The following is an 18,531-nucleotide window of genomic DNA, read 5'->3' as shown; positions in this document are numbered from 1 at the left end:
CTGCTGCGCCGGTGACAGAATTATAGTTCGGGGACACGTCGCCCAGGTTCAGGAAGCCCGTACCCGGATTGGTCGGCGTGAACACCGTCTGCGCTTCATCGTCGAGCACACGCGATGCCGTCACGCTATGCGCCACCGGCACATCATCCTCGACATTGAGAACGAAGCTCGTATTGATCGTGTCGCCGTCGGCGTCGGCAGCCTGCACTGCGAATGTCAGGCCGATCGAGTTCGATTCCGCGCCATGATCAAGCTCGCCTAGCAGCGTGAAGGTGTAGCTGCCGTGGGTCGAGGTCGGATCGAGCACCAGCGTAAAGACCGCGTTACCCTCACCCGGCGTGCCTTTATAGGCGGTCAGCGTTTCACCGCCGTCCGCATTGGCGGTCACCACATATTGCAGCGCGACGCCACCGGACATCAGAGCCGTACCGGCTTCACCGGTGATCGTCAGATTGAGGCTGCTGATCGTCGCCGAACCGCCGGCAATTGCCGTCGGCGTCTCGCCGCTCGTCAAGAACGACAGCGTGCGACCGTAAGTATCGCCATCGTGGCGAATGTCGCTGTCCGCGTTCCAGTTGACATTCAGTGCGCCGGTGACCGACACGTTGTTCGCTGCATCGAATCCACCCTCCGGACCACTGACGTTCGCGCCGGGCAAACCATCTTCGCCGACAGTATGCGCTGCAACCGATTCGCCGAGCGTCGGCACCGTGTCGGTAACGACGGTGGTCACCGTGCCGGAGACGGAATCGCCATCGCTATCGGTCGCGGTGTACTGGAAGGTCAGATTGAGCGATCCGAGCGCCTGATCGCCGGAGACGTGATCGAGCGGCTGATACTGCGTGATCGTGTAGCTTCCGGTGCTGCTCGCATCAGATAGCGTAACGACGAAGACGATATTGTCGGCGACTTCGCTGCCGGGCAGCGCCGACGGCGCGGTATCGCCGGTATAGGCAACGAGCGCCGTGCCGTTATTCAGCAGAACGTAGTGAACGGTTTCGCCGTTGGACGTCAGCGATGCGATTCCATTGCCGCTCGCGTCCGTCACAGCCACACTGGCAGCGCCGAAGATCACAGAGCGATCCCCGGTTCCGCCAGTGGTCGAAGATACGCCGCCGTCGACATGATCGTTGTAGCGGTCGGCGCCCCAGGAGATTCCCAGCGAACCCGTCTGCGTCGCCGGATTACCCGACAGCGGATCCGTGAGACCAGCTTCGGTCGGCGTGCCGATAACCGGCGTATCGTCATTGATGCCAATCGAGATCGTCACGGGCGCGGTGTCGCCGCTACCATCCGTGGCGATCACGTTGATCGAGAGATTGATCGTATCTTCGGTGCCATGGATCGGATGATCGAGCGGGCGCAACAGCGTGAATGTATAGCTGCCTTGCAGCGACGAGGCGTCGAGCGACACCGTGAAGACCTGATTGGCAGCCACGGTGAAATCGCCGCCGACATAGCCGATCATCACCGGCTGGCCATTCACGGTAGTGAAAGCAAGTTGGACCGTCTGACCGTCCGAGGTCAGGCCCGCCAGCGTCGGCTGATTGAGCGAGAATGCGAAGCTGCGATTTACGAAGTCGGTCCCGAAATCAACATTGAGCGAACCGGTCACCGATGTTGCGGTGCCACCCGTATCGCCGGTGCCGCCGAGATTGCCTTCCGCAAAACCATCTTCATTCAGCGTCACAGCCGTCACACCGCCGGGAATCGGCGACGGGTTAGGCGTACCATCGTCAAGCGTGCTGAAGCCTCCACCGCCATCCTCGCCCGTGAGCAGCGCGAGACGTGCGCCCGAGGCACCCAGAGCGCCGACGGTCGCATCGCCGAAATTCGCGCCGCCCGTCGGGCCCGTGGCGCCGCCGGCTGCAGGCAGAACGGACTGATCGGTGGTGATCGGAAATGTTTGCGCGAACTGCTCACCTGTCAGCGTGCGATCGGAGCCCATGTCGAACGCGAGATCGGTGAGCGGCTTGCCCATCGAGTCGAACACCGGATCAACGGTCACAGTCGACTGGTTGTCGAAGAGGATGATCAGCTTTTCGCCGACGCGTACGAAGGTCAGCTTCTCGCTCGCGACGTCAGCGAAATCGAGTTTCGTATTGCCGTCGAGATGGACTGTGACAGCCTGCCCGTTCTGCGGCTTCTCAAGCTTCAGGTTCTTCGGAGACGGCGGGGTCTGCGTGGTGGAACCGGCGAGTTGAGCGAGCAATACGGGAGCGTTCATGAATACAACCTCAAGCTGATCGGACCGAAAAATGTCCAAGTCCTGCGAGGGTTAAAATATTCTTAAGAACCTAGAGACGTCAATGAATACCTGTAAAATTTGAAGCGTTTTCGTTGCATTGGTTAAGTTCAAAAATGAAACAACGCATTAATAAATATGAACCATCCGAAAGTAATACTTTGTCTAGACAGTCTATTTTTGGGAATGCCCGGAAAAATCCACAAATATCGACGTATGTATTGTAAAAATAAGAAAGTATTCGAAAAAATGACTTATTTTATACTTGATAGAATGACTTCTCATATCGCTCTGAACAACGAAATCAGCTCACAACCACAAGCATCTCCGCCAATATTGAACGGGCGTCTGAATTTGCTTTCGCAAGCCGATATCGACAGCGGCGCGAACCGCTGCGTAGTGGTCGCTCCTCGCGAGCAAATTTCGAAATGGGACAACTGCTTAAAGCGCATTCGTGTCACCGCCAGATGGCGAGGTCGCCATTTGCAGTGCGCATTCCGCGAATCCCTGGATCGCGGACTTGTTCTCCGGACAGAAACGTGAGTCGGCGAGTTGCGCAGATACGCAACCCGCCATCGCAGGACTGCTACCGCAGGAGATAATTGATAGGATAAAAGTCTAGATGCGGGTAACGACGCACGCGACCGGATTATACTTGGCCCGATACAACAGCGCGTGCTCGCGAATGCCATCCAGCCACACGCCACGGCCTGCATAGCGATATCCCTCACCCATCGGGATCAGGCGAACAGGCATTGCACGGTGCGGGGACATGTACAGATGGCCGGTGACGATATCACCGGGAAAGGTCACCCGACCGGAGGTCAACTTGTAGACCGCCCCATCCTGACAATCGACGGAGAAGGCAGCGCCCGGAAGCAGGCCTTCAGCATGCGAGACAGTTGCACCGGAAGCCATTCCGGCGGCCACGAACAAACCCAGCAGCGTGTGCTTGAAGCGCATCTCAATCCCCTCGTCGACCTCACCCTGGCGCATTAAGAGCCCAAGATGCACGCAAGTACAAGATCGGGAAACGCATAAAACGCCGGCTCAAGCCGATTGTCGGCGTTCTGTTGTCGAACTATCTCAGAGCGCCAGCGGCAGGGACGAGCCGCCGCCGAAGCCGTCCACCTCGGCCGCAGGCAACATGTCGGTCTCGCTCTCGTGGTGCGGACGCGCGGCATAGGGCGCGGCGAACAGGCTGACGCCTGTGTGGTCGATGGCAAAAAGCGGCATGAAATGCGGTAAATCACGTGTTTCCGACAGTCGGGAGTAGCGATTGTCGAGAACCAGCCAGCGGCCATCGACACGGACGGTCAGCACTGCATGGTCCTGACGCACTGCCATGTCACGCACCAGCATCATCTTGATATCGGCCTCCGGCACGCCTGCCGCGACGAGCATGGCGAATTTGGCGATCGCATAGTCTTCGCAGTCGCCGATGCCCGCGGACAGCGTCTCGAGCGGCGAACTCCACAGATCGGCAACGCCGTGCTGCTGATAGTCTCCGACATAGCGGATCGCAGTGTTGACGTCGCGGTTGATCGCCTCAACGCGTGTGCGCAGACCCAACTCGGCGGCGGAACGCGTGACGGCGACAAACTTGCGCGCACCGGCGGCGCAGTTCTCGCTATCAGCCTTGCAAGCCTCGATCGATTTCAAGTCGGCGCGCATACGCGCTTCAACACCGCGCCATTTCGTCCACAGCAGCCCTTCGGGCGCGCGGAACGTGAACAGGCCGAACGGCTCCTCGCTGGTGGCTGGCAGGACCGCGGCCGGAGACGGTGCATCGCTGATCACCTTGGCGCCGGACCCCTGCGACGTATCCAGGGATGCAATTTCTATGTTGCCGGGCTTCGGATGGTTTTCGCTGTCACGCTTGGCCAGCACCTGATTGATCGTGAAGAACCGGACCGGCGGCGCGGTCATGCCTGCGATCGACGTCTCCATCACGGAGCGCTCAAGCACCGTCTTCTTCGCACGCGATTTTGCAAATGCCCCGTCGCAAGCACTGACGCTTACGACACCAGCGAGCACGAACCCCAGCGCACGCGGGAATGCCCGCGCCTGATCGATACGCAACATGACTGACGCCCCGTTGTCCGGAGCATCAGCCGACGTCATTGCGTCGATCCCCGTCCGGATCTTGTGGCATCAGGGATAAATCGGGGACTGCTTCAGGCCGGTTAAAACACGTCAACCTGTGCGGGTATGTCGTTGGACGCGCTCAATCGCTTACAAACGTATTCGCTCGAATTTTAGCGAAGCCTGCGTTTTAAGAGTTCGTTGACTCTGATGGACTGCGGCAAGGTAACATACGGAGCAACGAAAATGCTCCGTTGCGCTATCAGCGTTCGCGAAACGCCTCGTCACGCAGCATGCGCGCGGGTTTCACGAGATAATCCAGCACCGACTTCTTGCCGGTTAGCACTTCTACGGTCGCCACCATGCCCGGAATGATCGGCAGTGGATTCTCGGTCGTTCCGAGGTGGTTCTTTTCGGTGCGTACCATAACGCGATAGAATGTCTCGCCGCGTTCGTTCTTGTCGCCCTTTTCGTCGGTGATGGTATCGGCACTGATACGTTCGACCTTGCCGTGAAGCGATCCATAGACCGAGGAATCGTAGGCGCTGAGCTTGACCACCGCCTCATGGTCCGGACGGATGAAGGCGATGTCCTGCGGACGAATGCGCCCCTCGACCAGCAGCGTATCCTCAAGCGGCACGATCTCCATCACGCTGGCACCAGGTGCAACGACCGCACCAATCGTGGTGACGTTAAGTCTGTTGACGATGCCGTAGACCGGCGATCGCAGTTCAGTACGCCGAACGCGATCCTGCGCGGACTTGATGTTCTCGTCGAGCACCGCGAGATCGCCGCGCGATTTCGCGAGATCATCTTCCGCCGTGGAGCGAAAAGCCGTGGTGATATTCAAAAGCCGCGACTGCGCTTCCTTCACGGCGGCCTCGGTCTTGACCATCGTCGCCTGCACCACCGCGAGCTGGCCGCGCATGTCGGTGGCCTGCCGGTCGGACCGCAGCATCTCGATCTCGGGAACGACCCTCTGCTCATAGAGCCGGCGCGTCAGCAAGGTTTCGCGGGTCAGCAGCGTCAGCGTCTCGGAGAAGCGGGTTTCCGACGCACGGAGCTCGTCGATTTCCTTCTTCTTCTGCCATTCCTGCTGCGCAATCACGTCGATGTCCTGTGCAAGCTTGCGCATATGGGCGTCGAACACGCTGCGTTCGGTCTGCACCGCTCGCGGTGCAAGCTTCGTGAGATCTTCCGGAAACTCGACGCTGGTCTTGCCGAAGGTCTCTGCTTCCAGTCGGATCACGCGGGCAGCCATGGCACCGCGCCGCTCGCGGATTTCGCCGAACTGCGCCGCGAAGTTGGTATCTTCGATGCGCGCCAGCGGCTGATCCTTCCTGACGATGGCGCCTTCCTGAATCAGCAATTCGCTGATGATGCCGCCTTCGAGCGATTGGACCACCTGGGTCTGGCGCGACGGCACCACCTTGCCGTTGCCGCGCTTCACTTCATCCAGCACGGCGAAGTGTGCCCAGAGCAGGAACACGACGAGCAGACCGGTGACCGTCATCAACAACATCCGCGCCGTGCGGGGCGTGCGCATTTCCATGGCCGCACGAACGTCGTTCGAAAATGCGAAATCAGACTGCGACATTGACCGGCCTCCCCGCGGCTTGAGGAGCCTGCGGCTGCGGACGCAAGCGCGTCAGGATCTGGTCGGCGGGACCGTCGGCGACGATCTTGCCGTTGTCGAACACGAGGATACGATCGACCAGCGACAACAGCGACGGACGATGCGTCGAGACGATGATCGACATCTCGCCCTTGGCAAGCGTCTTGAGGCGGTCGAGGAATTCACCTTCACTGCGCACATCGAAATGAGCCGTGGGTTCGTCGAGAAACAACACGCGCGGCTTGCGAATCAGCACGCGCGCGAGGCCGATCGCCTGTTTCTGACCGCCCGACAGGCTACGGCCGCCTTCCGCAACCATCATATCGTAGCCCTGCGGATGACCGGCGATGAAGGTCTCGACGCCGGACAGCCGTGCAGCCGCGAGCACTTCCTCATCGGTCGCGTCGGGACGGCCCAGCGTGATGTTGTCGCGCAGCTTGCCGTAGAACAGATCCGTGTCCTGCAGCACGAAACCGATGCCGGCGCGCAGGTCCGCCGGATCGTATTGCCGGATGTCGATGCCGTCGATCAGGATGCTGCCTTCGCTCGGCGGATAGAACGCCGTCGCCAGACGCCCGACCGTGGTCTTGCCTGAACCGACCCGGCCGATGATGCCGATCTTTTCACCAGGCTTCACGTGGAAAGAGATGCCGTCGAGGGCTTTGGCCGGGCTGTTCGGATAGGAAAAGCTGACATTGCGGAATTCGATGCTGCCCTTGGTGATCTCGCGGGCCACGAAGATTTTTTCCGGCGGCCGCTCGCGCTCCGTCGCCATCAGTCGATCGATCGACCGCAGGGCCGACATGGTCTGTGTCGCGCGCGTCATCACGGCCGCGATGCCCGCGATGGGACCGAGAATACGACCCGACAACATATTGGCCGCAACCAGCGCGCCGACCGACAGCTTGCCGTCGAGAATGAGGAACACGCCGACGACGACCAGCAACAGGCTGCACAACTGCGTCGCCACGCTCGCACTGGTCATTGCCAGCGAGGACCAGAACTGCACGCCTTCGCTTGAACGTGCCGTCGCCGCGACGGAACGTTCCCAAACTGTCTGCACCCGGCTCTCGCCCGCAACTGCGCGAACGGTCTCGATGCCGTTCAGCGACTCGATGAGAATGCCATGGCGCGCAGCCGACTCTGCCTGCAGGCGCTTCATCGCACGATCGAGCGGCCGCTGGATCAAGAGACCGACGAGGATCATCACAGGCAGCATCGCCAGCGGGATCCAGGCCAGCGGTCCGGCAATCACGAACAGCACCGCAATGAAGATGATCGCGAATATCATGTCGGTCGCCGTCACGACGGTGCCCGAGGTGAAGAACTCGCGGACCGAATCGAAGTCGCGCATCTGATTGGCCAGAATGCCGACCGATGGCGGGCGCTTGTCCATCTTCAACGCCATCACATGTTCGAAGATGTTCGACGCCAGAACCACGTCGATCTTCTTGCCGGTCATGTCGATGATGCGGCTGCGGACCACCTTGAGCAGGAAGTCGAATGCGATCGCCAGCGACAGGCCGACACCAAGTGCCACCAGCGACGGGATCGCGCCATTCGGAATGACGCGGTCATACACGCTCATGGTGAACAGCGGCGCGGCGAGCGCCAGCATGTTGACGATGAAAGCTGCAATGGCGACATGACTGTAGTTGGAGCCGAACCGGCTGACGACTGACCAGAACCAGTGCGCCTTCGGCAAATCGCCGGCGGCAATCGCACGCGGATCGCTGACGGACGCGGGGCGAACGAAATAGACGAAGCCGGCATATTTCTCTTCGACGGCTTCTATCCGCTCCATGGCGATCGCGCCGTCGCCCGCCGGATTTGCGAGTGTCAGGCGGCCACTCGCCAGATCGATGCCGCGCAGAATCCGCGTCGAACCATCGTGAAAAAGAAGCACAGCAGGCAGGACCAGCGCTGGGATATCCTTGAGCGGCCGCTCGTTCAGTTCGGCCTCAAGGCCAGCCCGCTGCGCTGCGCGTTCATACAGAGCCGTTGTCAGCACGCCGCGTTCGACCGGAAGACCGGCAAGCAGTGCACTGCGGCTGACAGCTCTGCCGTGATGAGCTGCCAGATAAAGCAGGCTGTCCGTTAACGGATCGGCATGTTGATGCTCGACCTCGGCTACGGGCGCGGCCGGCAGGTCCATTGCAATATCGAACTTGGGTGAGCGAATATTCAATGCAGCCTCGGAAATTCCAGGCGCCTTGTATGACCCATGCGAGAGTCTACTGGCCTTACAAAATATGACTTGCCAGCTTTACAGGCGATCCTTGGAGAGCGCCTGTACTATTTCGCGGTTCAGCCGAATTGCTGAATTTACGGTAAACCAGACCGCGGATTGTAAATCCGCGTGCAAAATTGGTTAACGGCGTCCTACCGAAGCATCGGCCGACACGCTGCCCTGCCCGACCTGGCCCGACGTCATGAAAAATGCGTTGGCGTTCGACAGATCCTGTGACGCCCAGCGATCACCGAACAGTACGACTTTCGGTTCCAGCGCCGGTGCGAAAGGCGAGTTCCATGTCCGGAATGGAAGAACCGTATTGAGCGGTTCGGATCCCGGCTCCGGCGCCGTCAGCAGGATCGGCGGCAGACGATACGGGATCAGGCCGGATGCACGACTCTCGATCGGCTCCGACTCCGGCGGCTTGCCGGTCTTCAGATAGGACAACAACTGCCCCATGGCTGCCAGCAGCTGATAGTCGGCGAACACCGTGACGCCACGCGCGGACACAAGCGAGACATTGGCGTTAAAGTACTGGTTCTGCGAGTTCAGCAGATCGATCAGCGTGCGCTGGCCGAGTTCATATTCCTTATTGTAGGCCACGAAAGTACGGCGAGCGGCTTCAACTTCACGCGCCAGCGCAGCAGCACGTTCCGTCGTGATCGTGCGTGCAGCCCATGCCTTGTCGAGCGACTCCAGCGCATCGCGCTGCAGACGTGCATGTTTCTGCTGCTGCTCGATCATGCGTTCGCCAGCCTCAGCGCGCTTCCACGCATCCTGACCGCCGCGGAAGATATCCCAGCTGACGACAACCTTGCCGCTGACTTCGTCGCGGTTGCCCGGATAGGTGATCGAGTCCTTGCCGCGCAGCGCGCGGCCTTCCAGGGCGACGTTCGGAACGAATGCGCCCGCGGTCGAGTCGAAAGCGCGCTTGGCCGCATCGACATCTGCACCAGCGGCACGGATCGTCGGATTGTACTTGAAGGCGACGTCGAGCGAATCGTTCTTGGTTGCCGGCATATCCGGCAAGCGACCGGGGAAACGCACATTGAACGGCTCAAGACCAACGGTCTTGCGATACTTGGCGCGCGCGAAATCGAGGCTGAGCCGGAAATCCGACAGCACGGCTTCTGCCGCAGCCACCCGCTCTTCCGCCTGCTGGGTATCGCCCTCACCGGCACGACCGCCAGCGAAACGCGCGCGGACATTGGCGCGCAGCTCTAAATGAACCTTGAGATTCTGTTCGGCCAAAGCGACCAGACGCAGATAGCGCGTCACATCGACATAGGCTTCGGCAGCATCGAGCGCGATCAGTTCGGTCCGTTCAAGCACCCGGAACGCCGCAGCATCGACGCGCGCAGCCTGACGCCAGATGTCGTTGATCGACGCAAAACCGTCGAATACCAACTGGCGGACCGTTACGGACGCCTCGCTGCCGTTGACATAAGAACCATTGCCGGCCGGCGCTGGAACGATCGCCCGGTTCAACATCTCGGGACCGGTATTCGCCTGCAGCCTGATCTGAGGCAACAGCGTACCTTGGCTCTGGCGAAGTTCGGCTTCGGTGGCGCGGCGATTGGCAGACGCCTCGCCGACACCAGGGTTCGTCTTTACCGCCTGATTGATGGCATCGAGAATGAAAAATGGCTCAGCTGCATAAGCGAACTGGCCGCTCGCTCCGAACAATACAACTACAAGGAAAATCTTTGCGATCTGCTTCATGAATTGAGCGCTAACAAGAAACGGAACTTGCCGCAATCCGAAAGCCACAATTTAGAACGAAAACTGACTCATTGTTGCAAGAATACATTACCTGGAAACCGGGCGGCGGCGCTTCAGGCGCGTCCCACGGTTGTCATTTTAGCTTCTATTTCAGCAGTTTATCAATAATTAACAATGGGTTAACAAAGTTTCGTGAAACGGGAACCGGTCCGGCTTATTTAAATGGTCCCGCGGCGGTCACCAGTCGATCAATTGTGGCAAACGTCGCTATTTCGTAAAATGGAAAAAAATGCGAGACGACGGCGTTTGCTGAGACCGACACCGCCGCCAACTCGGGAAAATACACGCTCAGGCTGCACCGATTCGGGCAGGTGAGGTGAAGTGATCGCTAGTTCCGCTTGTAGTCGTCCTCGATGCGAACGATGTCGTCCTCGTCGAGATAGCTTCCCGTCTGGACTTCGATCAACTCGAGCGGAATCTTGCCGGGGTTTTCCAGACGATGCGTGGCACCGAGCGGGATGTAGATCGACTCGTTCTCGTGGACAGTCTTGATCAGATCGTTGATCGTCACCTTCGCGGTGCCACGCACAACGATCCAGTGCTCGGAGCGATGATGATGCATCTGGAGTGACAGCCGCTCTCCGGCTCTGACCACAAGGCGCTTCACCTGATAGCGCTCGCCGTCTTCCAGCGCCTGCACGGATCCCCATGGGCGATGTACCTTGAGGTGATCTTCGGTGACCTGCGGCGCCGTGACCTTCAGCTTCGCCACAAGCCGTTTCAAGCCGTTAGCATCCTTCTGGCGGGAAACCAGCACAGCATCGTGCGTCGCCACCACCACGAGATCGTCGACGCCCTCCAGCGCCACCACCGGACCATCGCTGGCCACATTGCAGTTGCGCGAGTCCTCGAACACCGCCACGCCTTGCGCGGCGTTGCCCTGCGCATCCTTGTCGGAGAGCTCCCACACTGCGAGCCAAGAGCCGACATCCGACCAACCGCAGGACACAGGCACCACGGCCGCCTTTGTCGTCTTCTCCATCACGGCATAGTCGACAGAGATCGATTTCGCCTTCCCGAAAGCATCCGCATCGAGCGTAAAGAAGCCGAGATCGCGGCCGGCCTTCGCCACAGCGCTGGTGATGGTCTCGACGCTATCGGCATCGACGCGGCGATATTCATCGAGCAGCATCCCCGCTCGAAACATGAAGTTGCCGCTGTTCCAGAGATAACCCGCCTCGATATAACCGGTTGCCGTCTGCAGGTCCGGCTTCTCGACGAATTTGGCGACACTCTTCACTTCGCCGGAAAGCACCTGGCCCGGTGAAATATAGCCATATTCGGTGGCGGGACGCTCCGGCTGCACGCCGAACGTCACGATATGGCCGGCATCGGCAACCACCAGACCCGCACGACACGCCGCCACGAAGGCCGGCACGTCGCGCACCACATGATCGGCCGCAAGCGCAAGCACGACCGCATCCTCATCGCGGGTCTGGGCGAACGCAGCGCCGGCGGCAATGGCCGGACCTGAATCGCGGCGCGCCGGCTCCAACAGAATGTCGGCATCGAGCCCGATTTCAGCGAGTTGTTCGCGCACCATGAACCGATAGGCGGCGCTGGTGATGACAATGGGACGATCGAACAAGCCGGCATCGGACACGCGAATCACGGTGTCCTGAAAGGTCGAGCGCGGCCCGAACAACGGCAGAAACTGCTTCGGGCGCCCCTCACGCGAAGACGGCCACAGACGGGTACCGGCACCGCCACACATGATCAGGGGAATAATGCGCTTGCTCATCAGTCGCTCTCAAGCCTTCGCGTTCAGATTACCGTAGTGGCTGCGATACCACGTCACGAATTGCCGAATCCCCTCCTCGATCGAGGTATCCGGTTTGAAGCCGACGTCACGCATCAGATCGTCCACGTCGGCAAAAGTCTCAGGCACATCGCCCGGCTGCATCGGCAGCATCGTCTTGATGGCTTCCAGCCCCAGTTCTTTCTCAAGAACCGAGACCACATGCAAAAGATCCTCCGGCTTGTGGTTACCGACATTGTAGATCCGCGCCGGCGCCTCGTCCTCGCTGCCGGTCGGCACATGATCGATCAGCCGCCCGATAGCACCGACAACGTCGTCCACATAGGTAAAGTCGCGACGCATGTTACCGTGATTGAAGAGCTTGATCGGCTGCTTGTCGAGGATCGCCTTGGTAAACAGGAAGATCGCCATATCCGGCCGCCCCCAAGGGCCATAGACGGTGAAGAACCGCAGCCCGGTGGTCGGCAGGCGATAGAGATGGCTGTAGGAATGCGCCATCAACTCGTTCGCCTTCTTCGTCGCAGCATAGAGACTGACCGGATTGTCGACCCTGTCGCTGACGGAGAACGGCTTCTTCTTGTTGGCGCCATAGACCGAGGATGACGACGCATAGAGCAGATGCGCGCAGCCATTGTGCCGGCAGCCTTCGAGGATATTGAGAAAGCCCTCGAGATTGGCATCGGCATAGGCGTGCGGCTGCTCGATGGAATAGCGTACACCCGCCTGCGCAGCCAGATGAATGACAACGGGGAATTTGTATTCGCCGAACAACGCCGAGATCGCGGGACGATCTGCCAGATTCGCCCTCACAAAGGTAAAGCGAGGCTGACCCTCCAGCAGCTTCAGCCGCGCCTCCTTCAGCGCCGGATCGTAATAGCTGTTGACGCTATCGAGGCCGACGACCGTTCGGCCCTCGGCCAGCAGCTGCCGCGTCACATGGAAACCGATGAAACCCGCAGCACCGGTGACAAGGATGGGTTGTTCAGACATCGTGTCCCCAGACATTCGCCAGGAATCGCCACGTTGCATGACGATCCGTGTCGCATTCCATTAGCCATCCGGGCGATGATGCTGCAACACTTCGGCATCGCAGCATCCGATTGCGTCAGAAGCGCGGCCTTCGCCGCTAGCTATGCCATGAAAACAGGATAAGAAGAGCCGCCGTGCATAACTCCGAACTATTTGTCCCATTGCGACCCACGCCTTCCCTGCGATCCGTATCATTCCTTCCACCAATGTCATCCCGATGTCGTCATTCGAACTGATTACAACCTTCGTCGCTCTGGTTGTATCCGCCGTTCTGTCCGCGGTTTGCATCAAGGCCATTCATCCGCTGCTGATCCGCTACGCAATGGCGCGACCGAATGCCCGATCGTCCCACAAGGTTCCGACACCGCAAGGCGCCGGAATCGCGGTGATATCAATCACACTGCTGGTTGCCGGGTGCTCGATTGCAGTTCTTCCCGTTCCCGCGATACCGGCACTGTGGGTCCTATTCGGTGCAACGATCCTGATCGCGACCATCGGCGCGATTGATGATCTGCGTCCGATTTCCGTGACACCGCGACTGCTGCTGCAAGCCGTCAGTATTGCCGCGATCCTGTTTGCCCTGCCCCCGGCACTGCAGATCACGCCGGCTCTTCCTCTCTGGATCGAACGCGGCTTGCTGCTGCTCGCCGCACTCTGGTTCGTCAATCTGGTGAATTTCATGGATGGGCTCGACTGGATCACGGTAGCGGAGGTGATTCCGATCACCACGGCGCTGGTGCTGATCGGTTTCTCCGGGCAACTGCCGTTATCGACGGCGCTCATTGCCGCGGCACTTTGCGGCGCCACACTCGGCTTCGCGCCGTTCAATAGGCCCGTCGCGAAGATGTTTCTGGGCGACGTCGGCAGCCTCCCCATCGGGCTGTTGCTGGCCTGGTGCTTCCTGCAACTGGCCTATGCTGGCCATCTGGCGGCCGCCATCCTGCTGCCGCTGTATTACCTTGCCGACGCGACCGTCACCCTGCTCCGGCGGCTGGCAAAACGCGAGCCGGTATGGCTGGCGCATCGCTCGCACTTCTATCAGCGCGCGACGGACAATGGCTTCACCGTGATCGAGGTGGTGCGAACGGTGTTCATACTCAATATCGGCCTGGCGGCGCTCGCGGGGCTGTCGATCTATCTCCGCTCGGGCCTCGCCGACGCAGCTTTGCTTGTACTTGGCACCATCGCCGTCGCCGCGGTATTGCGGGCGTTCTCGACACCGCGCCGCTGACGCAGCCTCATTGTGCCGCCGCTTGATATTCCGGCACGGCGTCCTTCAATGTCGCCACAGCGATTTCGTGCTCGTCAGCATCGATGGCTTTCCGCAGGATCGCAAGCCAGCCGTTCAGCGTTTCCAGCGGCAATTCGTTCGGGCGCGCAGCAACGATGCCGGCGATACCGATCTCGCTGGTTGGCTCCTGCTCGGCGAACAATATCTCGTTGAGCCGCTCGCCCGGGCGAACACCGGTGAATACGATATCGATATCGTAGCCGGGCTGAAGCCCGGAGAGTCGGATCATGCGGTCGGCGAGATCGACGATCTTCACCGGCTGCCCCATGCTGAGCACATAGACCGATGCATCGGCATGCTGCGCATTCATCGCGTGGGTTGCAGCGGTGACGACCAGGTCGCAGGCCTCGCGGATGGTCATGAAGTAGCGCACCATATCGGGGTGCGTCACCGTCACCGGCCCACCGGCTTCGATCTGCGCCTTGAACTTCGGCACGACGGATCCATTCGATGCCAGAACATTACCGAACCGCACCGAGATCAGCCGCATGGGCGATTTGGCGGCACTGCCGCTGATGGCGTCGCCATCGAGCGCCTGGCAATACATCTCTGCAAAGCGCTTGGTGAGGCCGAGCATCGACACCGGTTCGATCGCCTTGTCGGTCGAGATCATCACCATCGCATCCGCGCCCGAGGCGAGTGCCGCATCTGCGACGTTCACGGAGCCGAAGATGTTGGTCTTGACACCCTCGCCCCAGTCACGCTCCAGGATCGGCACATGTTTCAGCGCAGCTGCGTGAAACACCGCATCCGGCCTGAAGGCGATCATCAGTTGGTGAATGCGCTCGCGGTCCCTGACATCGGCGATGCGGCCCTCGATCGCCGCGCTGGTGACCTTGGCCGCCAGCTTTTCCATGGCCGCATGAAGCGCCGGCTCCGAATTCTCGATAATGAGCAGCCGTGCCGCACCGAAAGTAATGACGCGATCACAGATCTCGTAGCCGATCGAGCCGCCACCGCCGGTGACGACGATCGCCTTGCCGCGCACGAAATTCTCCAGCCGGGCATAGTCGATCTTGACGCTCGGTCGCAGCAACAGATCCTCGACGGCCACCGGCGCCAATTGCGGCGTATCGCGGCTTTCCTCGAGTGACGGAATCCGGCTGACCGTCAGCCCGAGCTTGCGCGCACGCATCAGTATCGACTCGGGCAACGCCTCTGCTTCAAACGCCGACGGCGTCATCACGATCCGTTCGATCGGGCGTTGCCGCGCGCTGAAGTCATCAACAACATTACTGAGATCGTCGATGCCGCCGAGGACCGGCACGCCTCGGATCGCCTGTCCACGGTCGGACATCGCCGGCGACAAGATGCCGACCGGCCACATGCGCTTGACGGCACCGCTCTCAATGCCCCGTAGGAACACTTCGGCATCGGCCGCACGACCAATCAGCAGTGCCGGTGACGCATCCATCGCGCGCGCCTGATTGCGCGTACGCGTGTAGCGGAAATAACGATAAGCCAACCGGGTTCCGCTGAGAAAAAAGATCTCAATGAACCAATAGATGATGATCGTTGTCTTGCCGAGGAAGAACGTACCGTACACGTTCGGCGCCAGGAAGATGTAGTCGAGCACCAGAAGCGCGCCCGTCAGCACCGTGGATGCCTTGATGATGTTCAGCAGGTCAGGCAGCGAGATGAAGCGCCACTTCGTCGTCGTCAGATTGAACACGTAGCAGACGAAAAAGCTGAAGATGACGAAGTACGGCAGGATATTCAGGAGCAGCGGCAGCCGATCCCACAGGTTCTCGCCGTCGAAACGCAGCACGAAGCTGAGGACGACCGCAGCCGCCGTGACGACGGCATCATGGATCGCAATCATCCAGTTGCGCGCGGTAAACCGTGTAATGCGTGTCATGACTGCCCGCTGCGCGCGCGCTCGACCAGCGACGTCGTGCTGTGGCCTTGCAGGATATCGATCAGGATCACCTCTCCGCCGTTGGCGGCGACAACCTCATGGCCGACCACCTGCTCTCGCGTGTAATCGCCGCCTTTGACCAGCGTCGCCGGCGCGATCTGCGTAATCAGGTTCAGTGGGGTATCCTCTTCGAAAATCACGACCAGATCGACCGCTTCCAGCGCCGCAAGCACTTCTGCGCGGGCGCGTTCGTCCTGCACCGGGCGCCCCTCGCCCTTCAGACGCTTCACCGAGGCGTCGCTGTTGAGACCGACGATCAGGCGATCGCAAGTCGCCCTCGCCGCCGTCAGAACCTTCACATGGCCGGGATGCAGGATGTCGAAACAGCCATTGGTGAACCCGATCCGTAACTGCTGCTTGCGCCAGTCGACGAGTTGCGCATCCAGCTCGGTCGATGCCACGATTTTCTCTTCGGCGGCCAGAAACGCGTGCGGCAAAATCCGGCGGCGCAGTTCAGGCGGTGTAACCACCGCCGTCCCCTTCTTGCTGACGGCGACTGCTGCTGCGGCAGTTGCCGCACGCAATGCCGTTTCCCAGTCAGCCCCGGCCGCGAGCGCTACAGCCAGCATCGCCGCCACCGTGTCACCGGCACCCGAGACGTCGCGCACCTTGACCGGCAACGCCGGCACATGGACGGGCTCGCCATCGCGCGGCACCAGCGTCATGCCGTGCTCGCTCCGGGTCACCAGCATCGCGGCGCAATCCGCCAGGATCATCGCTTCCTGTGCAGCGGATGCGATGTTGATGTCACTATCCGCACGGCTGCGCGTTGCCTCGGCAAACTCCTTGCGGTTCGGCGTCAACAAAGTCGCGCCGCGATAGATTGCAAAATTTGCACTCTTGGGATCGACGATGACGCGCTTGCCGAGCTTCTTTGCCGCGTCGATGACGTTGCGGATCACCCGCGCGGTCAACACGCCCTTGGCGTAATCGGACAGCAGCACGATATCGGCGCGCGCAAGCTGCGGCAAAATCGTATCGATCAACTGCTGCTCGATGACCGCGGACGCCGGCGCGGCCAGTTCCCAGTCGGCGCGCAGCATATGCGTCGAGAAATGCTCGGAAACGAAGCGCACCTTGCGTGTCGTCGGACGCGACGGATCCGCGACCAGCAATGCTTCGATCAGAGGCTCCTGCGCGAGCGCGCCCTTGAGGGTTGCGCCGGCATCGTCCTCACCGACCAGACCGACGAAGATGCACTTCGCGCCGAGGGCGGCAATATTGCGTGCGACATTGCCGGCGCCGCCGATATTAGTCTCGCTGCGCTGGACCGCGATGACCGGCGCCGGCGCTTCCGGAGAAATCCGCGAGACCTCGCCGTAAATGAATTCGTCGAGCATCAGATCGCCGACGCAGAGCACCGTCTGGTCGGCGATCGCATGCGACAGGGCATCGAAATCAAACATCACACCGTTACCTGTTGTGCCGTCAACGGAAGCGATCGGGCTGGTCGAGGAAGCCCTTCACATAGTGGGAGACCGCATCTTCCAAGGTTGTAAAACCGCCATTGTAACCGGCGCCGTGCAGCCGATCGACTTCACTTTGCGTGAAGTACTGATAGCTGCCGCGAATCTGTTCGGGCATGTCGATATAATCGATGTTCGGCCCGGTGCCGAGCGCGGTGTAGGCGGCCAGCATCAGGTCCTTGAAGCTGCGCGCGGTTCCCGTCCCGACATTGAAGATGCCGCTGACATTGGGCGACGCCAGCAGCCACATCATCACGCGGACGACGTCCTCGACATAGATGAAGTCGCGGCGCTGATCGCCGTCCGCAATGCCGTCGCGATGCGACTTGAACAGCTGGATGCCGCGGCCGGCCTTGATATCGTCGAAGCGCCGCGTGAGTACGCTCATCATCGAGCCTTTGTGGTACTCGTTCGGCCCGAACACGTTGAAGAACTTCAGGCCGGCCCATTGCGGCGGCATCCTTTCGCCCTTGGCGACGCGCTCGGCCACCGCGAGGTCGAACAGATGCTTGCTCCAACCGTAAAGATTCATCGGCCGAAGCTTCTTGAGTTCGGGAACGGTCTGCTCGTCGCGAAAGCCTTGCACGCCATCGCCGTAGGTCGCGGCGGACGATGCGTAGATCAGCGGCGTCGCATTGGCCGTGCACCAGTCCAGAAGACGCATCGACAGCCGGAAGTTCGTCTCGATGACCAGATCGCCGTCAGTCGCTGTGGTTTCCGAAATCGCGCCGAGATGAATGACCGCATCGAGCTTGCGGCCCTGCAGCCAGCCCATCAGTTCGGCTGGCGGCACCACATCTGCAAGTTGTCGCTTGGCGAGATTGCGCCATTTTCCATCCTGGCCGAGCACATCGCAGACGGCCACGTCCGCGCGGCCGGCGTCATTCAGCGCGGCCACGACGTTCGATCCGATAAAACCGGCTCCCCCGGTCACAAGCAGCATGAAGTCCCCGATCTCATGATTGACCCACCTTTGCCTCAACCCCGCCCCACAGGCAACTTGGGCGGCGGGATGTCGAGGCGGCCATGGGGACATGGTTGGAAACATCCCAAATGGCTTTACCTGCAGGAATGGAGCGGGTACCGACGTGAGCCGGATATGATCCGC

Annotated in this window: 13 protein-coding genes; 2 read left to right on the top strand and 11 right to left on the bottom strand. The window is 60.5% G+C overall.

Annotated features, from left to right (window positions below):
• The 6 genes from CIW50_RS23090 to CIW50_RS23065 form a co-directional block, all read right to left on the bottom strand.
• Positions 1 to 2,227: T1SS-143 repeat domain-containing protein (locus tag CIW50_RS23090; protein ID WP_502707529.1), on the bottom strand; the 2,227-nt coding region annotated here is incomplete at its 3' end.
• 636 nt (positions 2,228 to 2,863) lie between these two features.
• On the bottom strand, positions 2,864 to 3,241 hold the full coding sequence (locus tag CIW50_RS23085) for a hypothetical protein (protein WP_246664421.1): 378 nt from the start codon (positions 3,239 to 3,241) through the stop codon (positions 2,864 to 2,866).
• Positions 3,242 to 3,331: 90 nt separating this feature from the next.
• On the bottom strand, positions 3,332 to 4,330 hold the full coding sequence (locus tag CIW50_RS23080) for a transglutaminase-like cysteine peptidase (protein ID WP_149533509.1): 999 nt from the start codon (positions 4,328 to 4,330) through the stop codon (positions 3,332 to 3,334).
• 262 nt (positions 4,331 to 4,592) lie between these two features.
• Positions 4,593 to 5,927, bottom strand: coding sequence for an HlyD family type I secretion periplasmic adaptor subunit (locus CIW50_RS23075; protein ID WP_149533508.1), 1,335 nt, complete (start codon positions 5,925 to 5,927; stop codon positions 4,593 to 4,595).
• Positions 5,914 to 8,100, bottom strand: coding sequence for a type I secretion system permease/ATPase (locus CIW50_RS23070; protein ID WP_149533507.1), 2,187 nt, complete (start codon positions 8,098 to 8,100; stop codon positions 5,914 to 5,916). The genes CIW50_RS23075 and CIW50_RS23070 overlap by 14 nt, the downstream gene beginning before the upstream one ends.
• A 216-nt stretch (positions 8,101 to 8,316) precedes the next feature.
• The gene (locus tag CIW50_RS23065) at positions 8,317 to 9,804 is read right to left on the bottom strand and encodes a TolC family outer membrane protein (RefSeq protein ID WP_246664425.1); all 1,488 of its coding nucleotides are present in this window, start codon (positions 9,802 to 9,804) and stop codon (positions 8,317 to 8,319) included.
• Between CIW50_RS23065 and CIW50_RS29605 the strand changes: the two genes are divergently transcribed.
• Entirely contained in the window at positions 9,718 to 10,068 is a 351-nt protein-coding gene (locus CIW50_RS29605; protein WP_246664426.1) for a hypothetical protein, read from the top strand. The two genes, CIW50_RS23065 and CIW50_RS29605, sit on opposite strands and share 87 nt — an antisense overlap.
• A gap of 220 nt (positions 10,069 to 10,288) precedes the next feature.
• Here CIW50_RS29605 and CIW50_RS23060 read toward each other — a convergent pair whose 3' ends face one another.
• Both CIW50_RS23060 and CIW50_RS23055 read right to left on the bottom strand, forming a co-directional pair.
• Positions 10,289 to 11,701, bottom strand: a complete 1,413-nt coding sequence (locus tag CIW50_RS23060) for a mannose-1-phosphate guanylyltransferase/mannose-6-phosphate isomerase (protein ID WP_149533505.1) — start codon at positions 11,699 to 11,701, stop codon at positions 10,289 to 10,291.
• A 9-nt stretch (positions 11,702 to 11,710) separates the two neighbouring features.
• Positions 11,711 to 12,709 (bottom strand): NAD-dependent epimerase, encoded by a 999-nt coding sequence (locus tag CIW50_RS23055; protein ID WP_149533504.1) that lies wholly within the window; start codon positions 12,707 to 12,709, stop codon positions 11,711 to 11,713.
• A 256-nt stretch (positions 12,710 to 12,965) separates the two neighbouring features.
• On the opposite strand from CIW50_RS23055, the gene CIW50_RS23050 reads away from it, so the two are divergent.
• Positions 12,966 to 13,979 carry an MraY family glycosyltransferase gene (locus tag CIW50_RS23050; protein WP_149533503.1) on the top strand — a complete coding sequence of 338 codons (1,014 nt, stop codon included), beginning with the start codon at positions 12,966 to 12,968 and terminating at the stop codon, positions 13,977 to 13,979.
• A 7-nt stretch (positions 13,980 to 13,986) separates the two neighbouring features.
• Here the strand turns inward: CIW50_RS23050 and CIW50_RS23045 are convergent, their stop codons facing one another.
• Genes CIW50_RS23045 through rfaD form a run of 3 tightly spaced genes read right to left on the bottom strand, consistent with a single transcriptional unit; the run spans position 13,987 to position 18,366 of the window.
• The gene (locus CIW50_RS23045) at positions 13,987 to 15,897 is read right to left on the bottom strand and encodes a nucleoside-diphosphate sugar epimerase/dehydratase (RefSeq protein WP_149533502.1); all 1,911 of its coding nucleotides are present in this window, start codon (positions 15,895 to 15,897) and stop codon (positions 13,987 to 13,989) included.
• Positions 15,894 to 17,363, bottom strand: a complete 1,470-nt coding sequence (rfaE1, locus tag CIW50_RS23040; RefSeq protein WP_149533501.1) for a D-glycero-beta-D-manno-heptose-7-phosphate kinase — start codon at positions 17,361 to 17,363, stop codon at positions 15,894 to 15,896. The genes CIW50_RS23045 and rfaE1 overlap by 4 nt, the downstream gene beginning before the upstream one ends.
• 22 nt (positions 17,364 to 17,385) lie before the next feature.
• Positions 17,386 to 18,366, bottom strand: a complete 981-nt coding sequence (gene rfaD / locus CIW50_RS23035) for an ADP-glyceromanno-heptose 6-epimerase (RefSeq protein WP_149533500.1) — start codon at positions 18,364 to 18,366, stop codon at positions 17,386 to 17,388.
• Between the last annotated feature and the right edge of the window lie 165 nt (positions 18,367 to 18,531).

Source organism: Tardiphaga sp. P9-11 (genome assembly GCF_008329525.1).
In the GTDB taxonomy this organism is placed as follows: domain Bacteria; phylum Pseudomonadota; class Alphaproteobacteria; order Rhizobiales; family Xanthobacteraceae; genus Tardiphaga.
Note: the sequence above shows the minus strand (reverse complement) of the source record. Positions and strands in the feature narration are given on the sequence as shown.

Excerpts from the sequence above, each read along its gene's own strand:
- CIW50_RS23085 (WP_246664421.1), bottom strand. The coding sequence starts at position 3,241 with ATGCGCCAGGGTGAGGTCGACGAGGGGATTGAGATGCGCTTCAAGCAC.
- CIW50_RS23080 (WP_149533509.1), bottom strand. The coding sequence starts at position 4,330 with ATGTTGCGTATCGATCAGGCGCGGGCATTCCCGCGTGCGCTGGGGTTC.
- CIW50_RS23075 (WP_149533508.1), bottom strand. The coding sequence starts at position 5,927 with ATGTCGCAGTCTGATTTCGCATTTTCGAACGACGTTCGTGCGGCCATG.
- CIW50_RS23070 (WP_149533507.1), bottom strand. The coding sequence starts at position 8,100 with ATGGACCTGCCGGCCGCGCCCGTAGCCGAGGTCGAGCATCAACATGCC.
- CIW50_RS23060 (WP_149533505.1), bottom strand. The coding sequence starts at position 11,701 with ATGAGCAAGCGCATTATTCCCCTGATCATGTGTGGCGGTGCCGGTACC.
- CIW50_RS23055 (WP_149533504.1), bottom strand. The coding sequence starts at position 12,709 with ATGTCTGAACAACCCATCCTTGTCACCGGTGCTGCGGGTTTCATCGGT.
- CIW50_RS23050 (WP_149533503.1), top strand. The coding sequence starts at position 12,966 with ATGTCGTCATTCGAACTGATTACAACCTTCGTCGCTCTGGTTGTATCC.
- CIW50_RS23045 (WP_149533502.1), bottom strand. The coding sequence starts at position 15,897 with ATGACACGCATTACACGGTTTACCGCGCGCAACTGGATGATTGCGATC.
- rfaE1 (WP_149533501.1), bottom strand. The coding sequence starts at position 17,363 with ATGTTTGATTTCGATGCCCTGTCGCATGCGATCGCCGACCAGACGGTG.
- rfaD (WP_149533500.1), bottom strand. The coding sequence starts at position 18,366 with ATGCTGCTTGTGACCGGGGGAGCCGGTTTTATCGGATCGAACGTCGTG.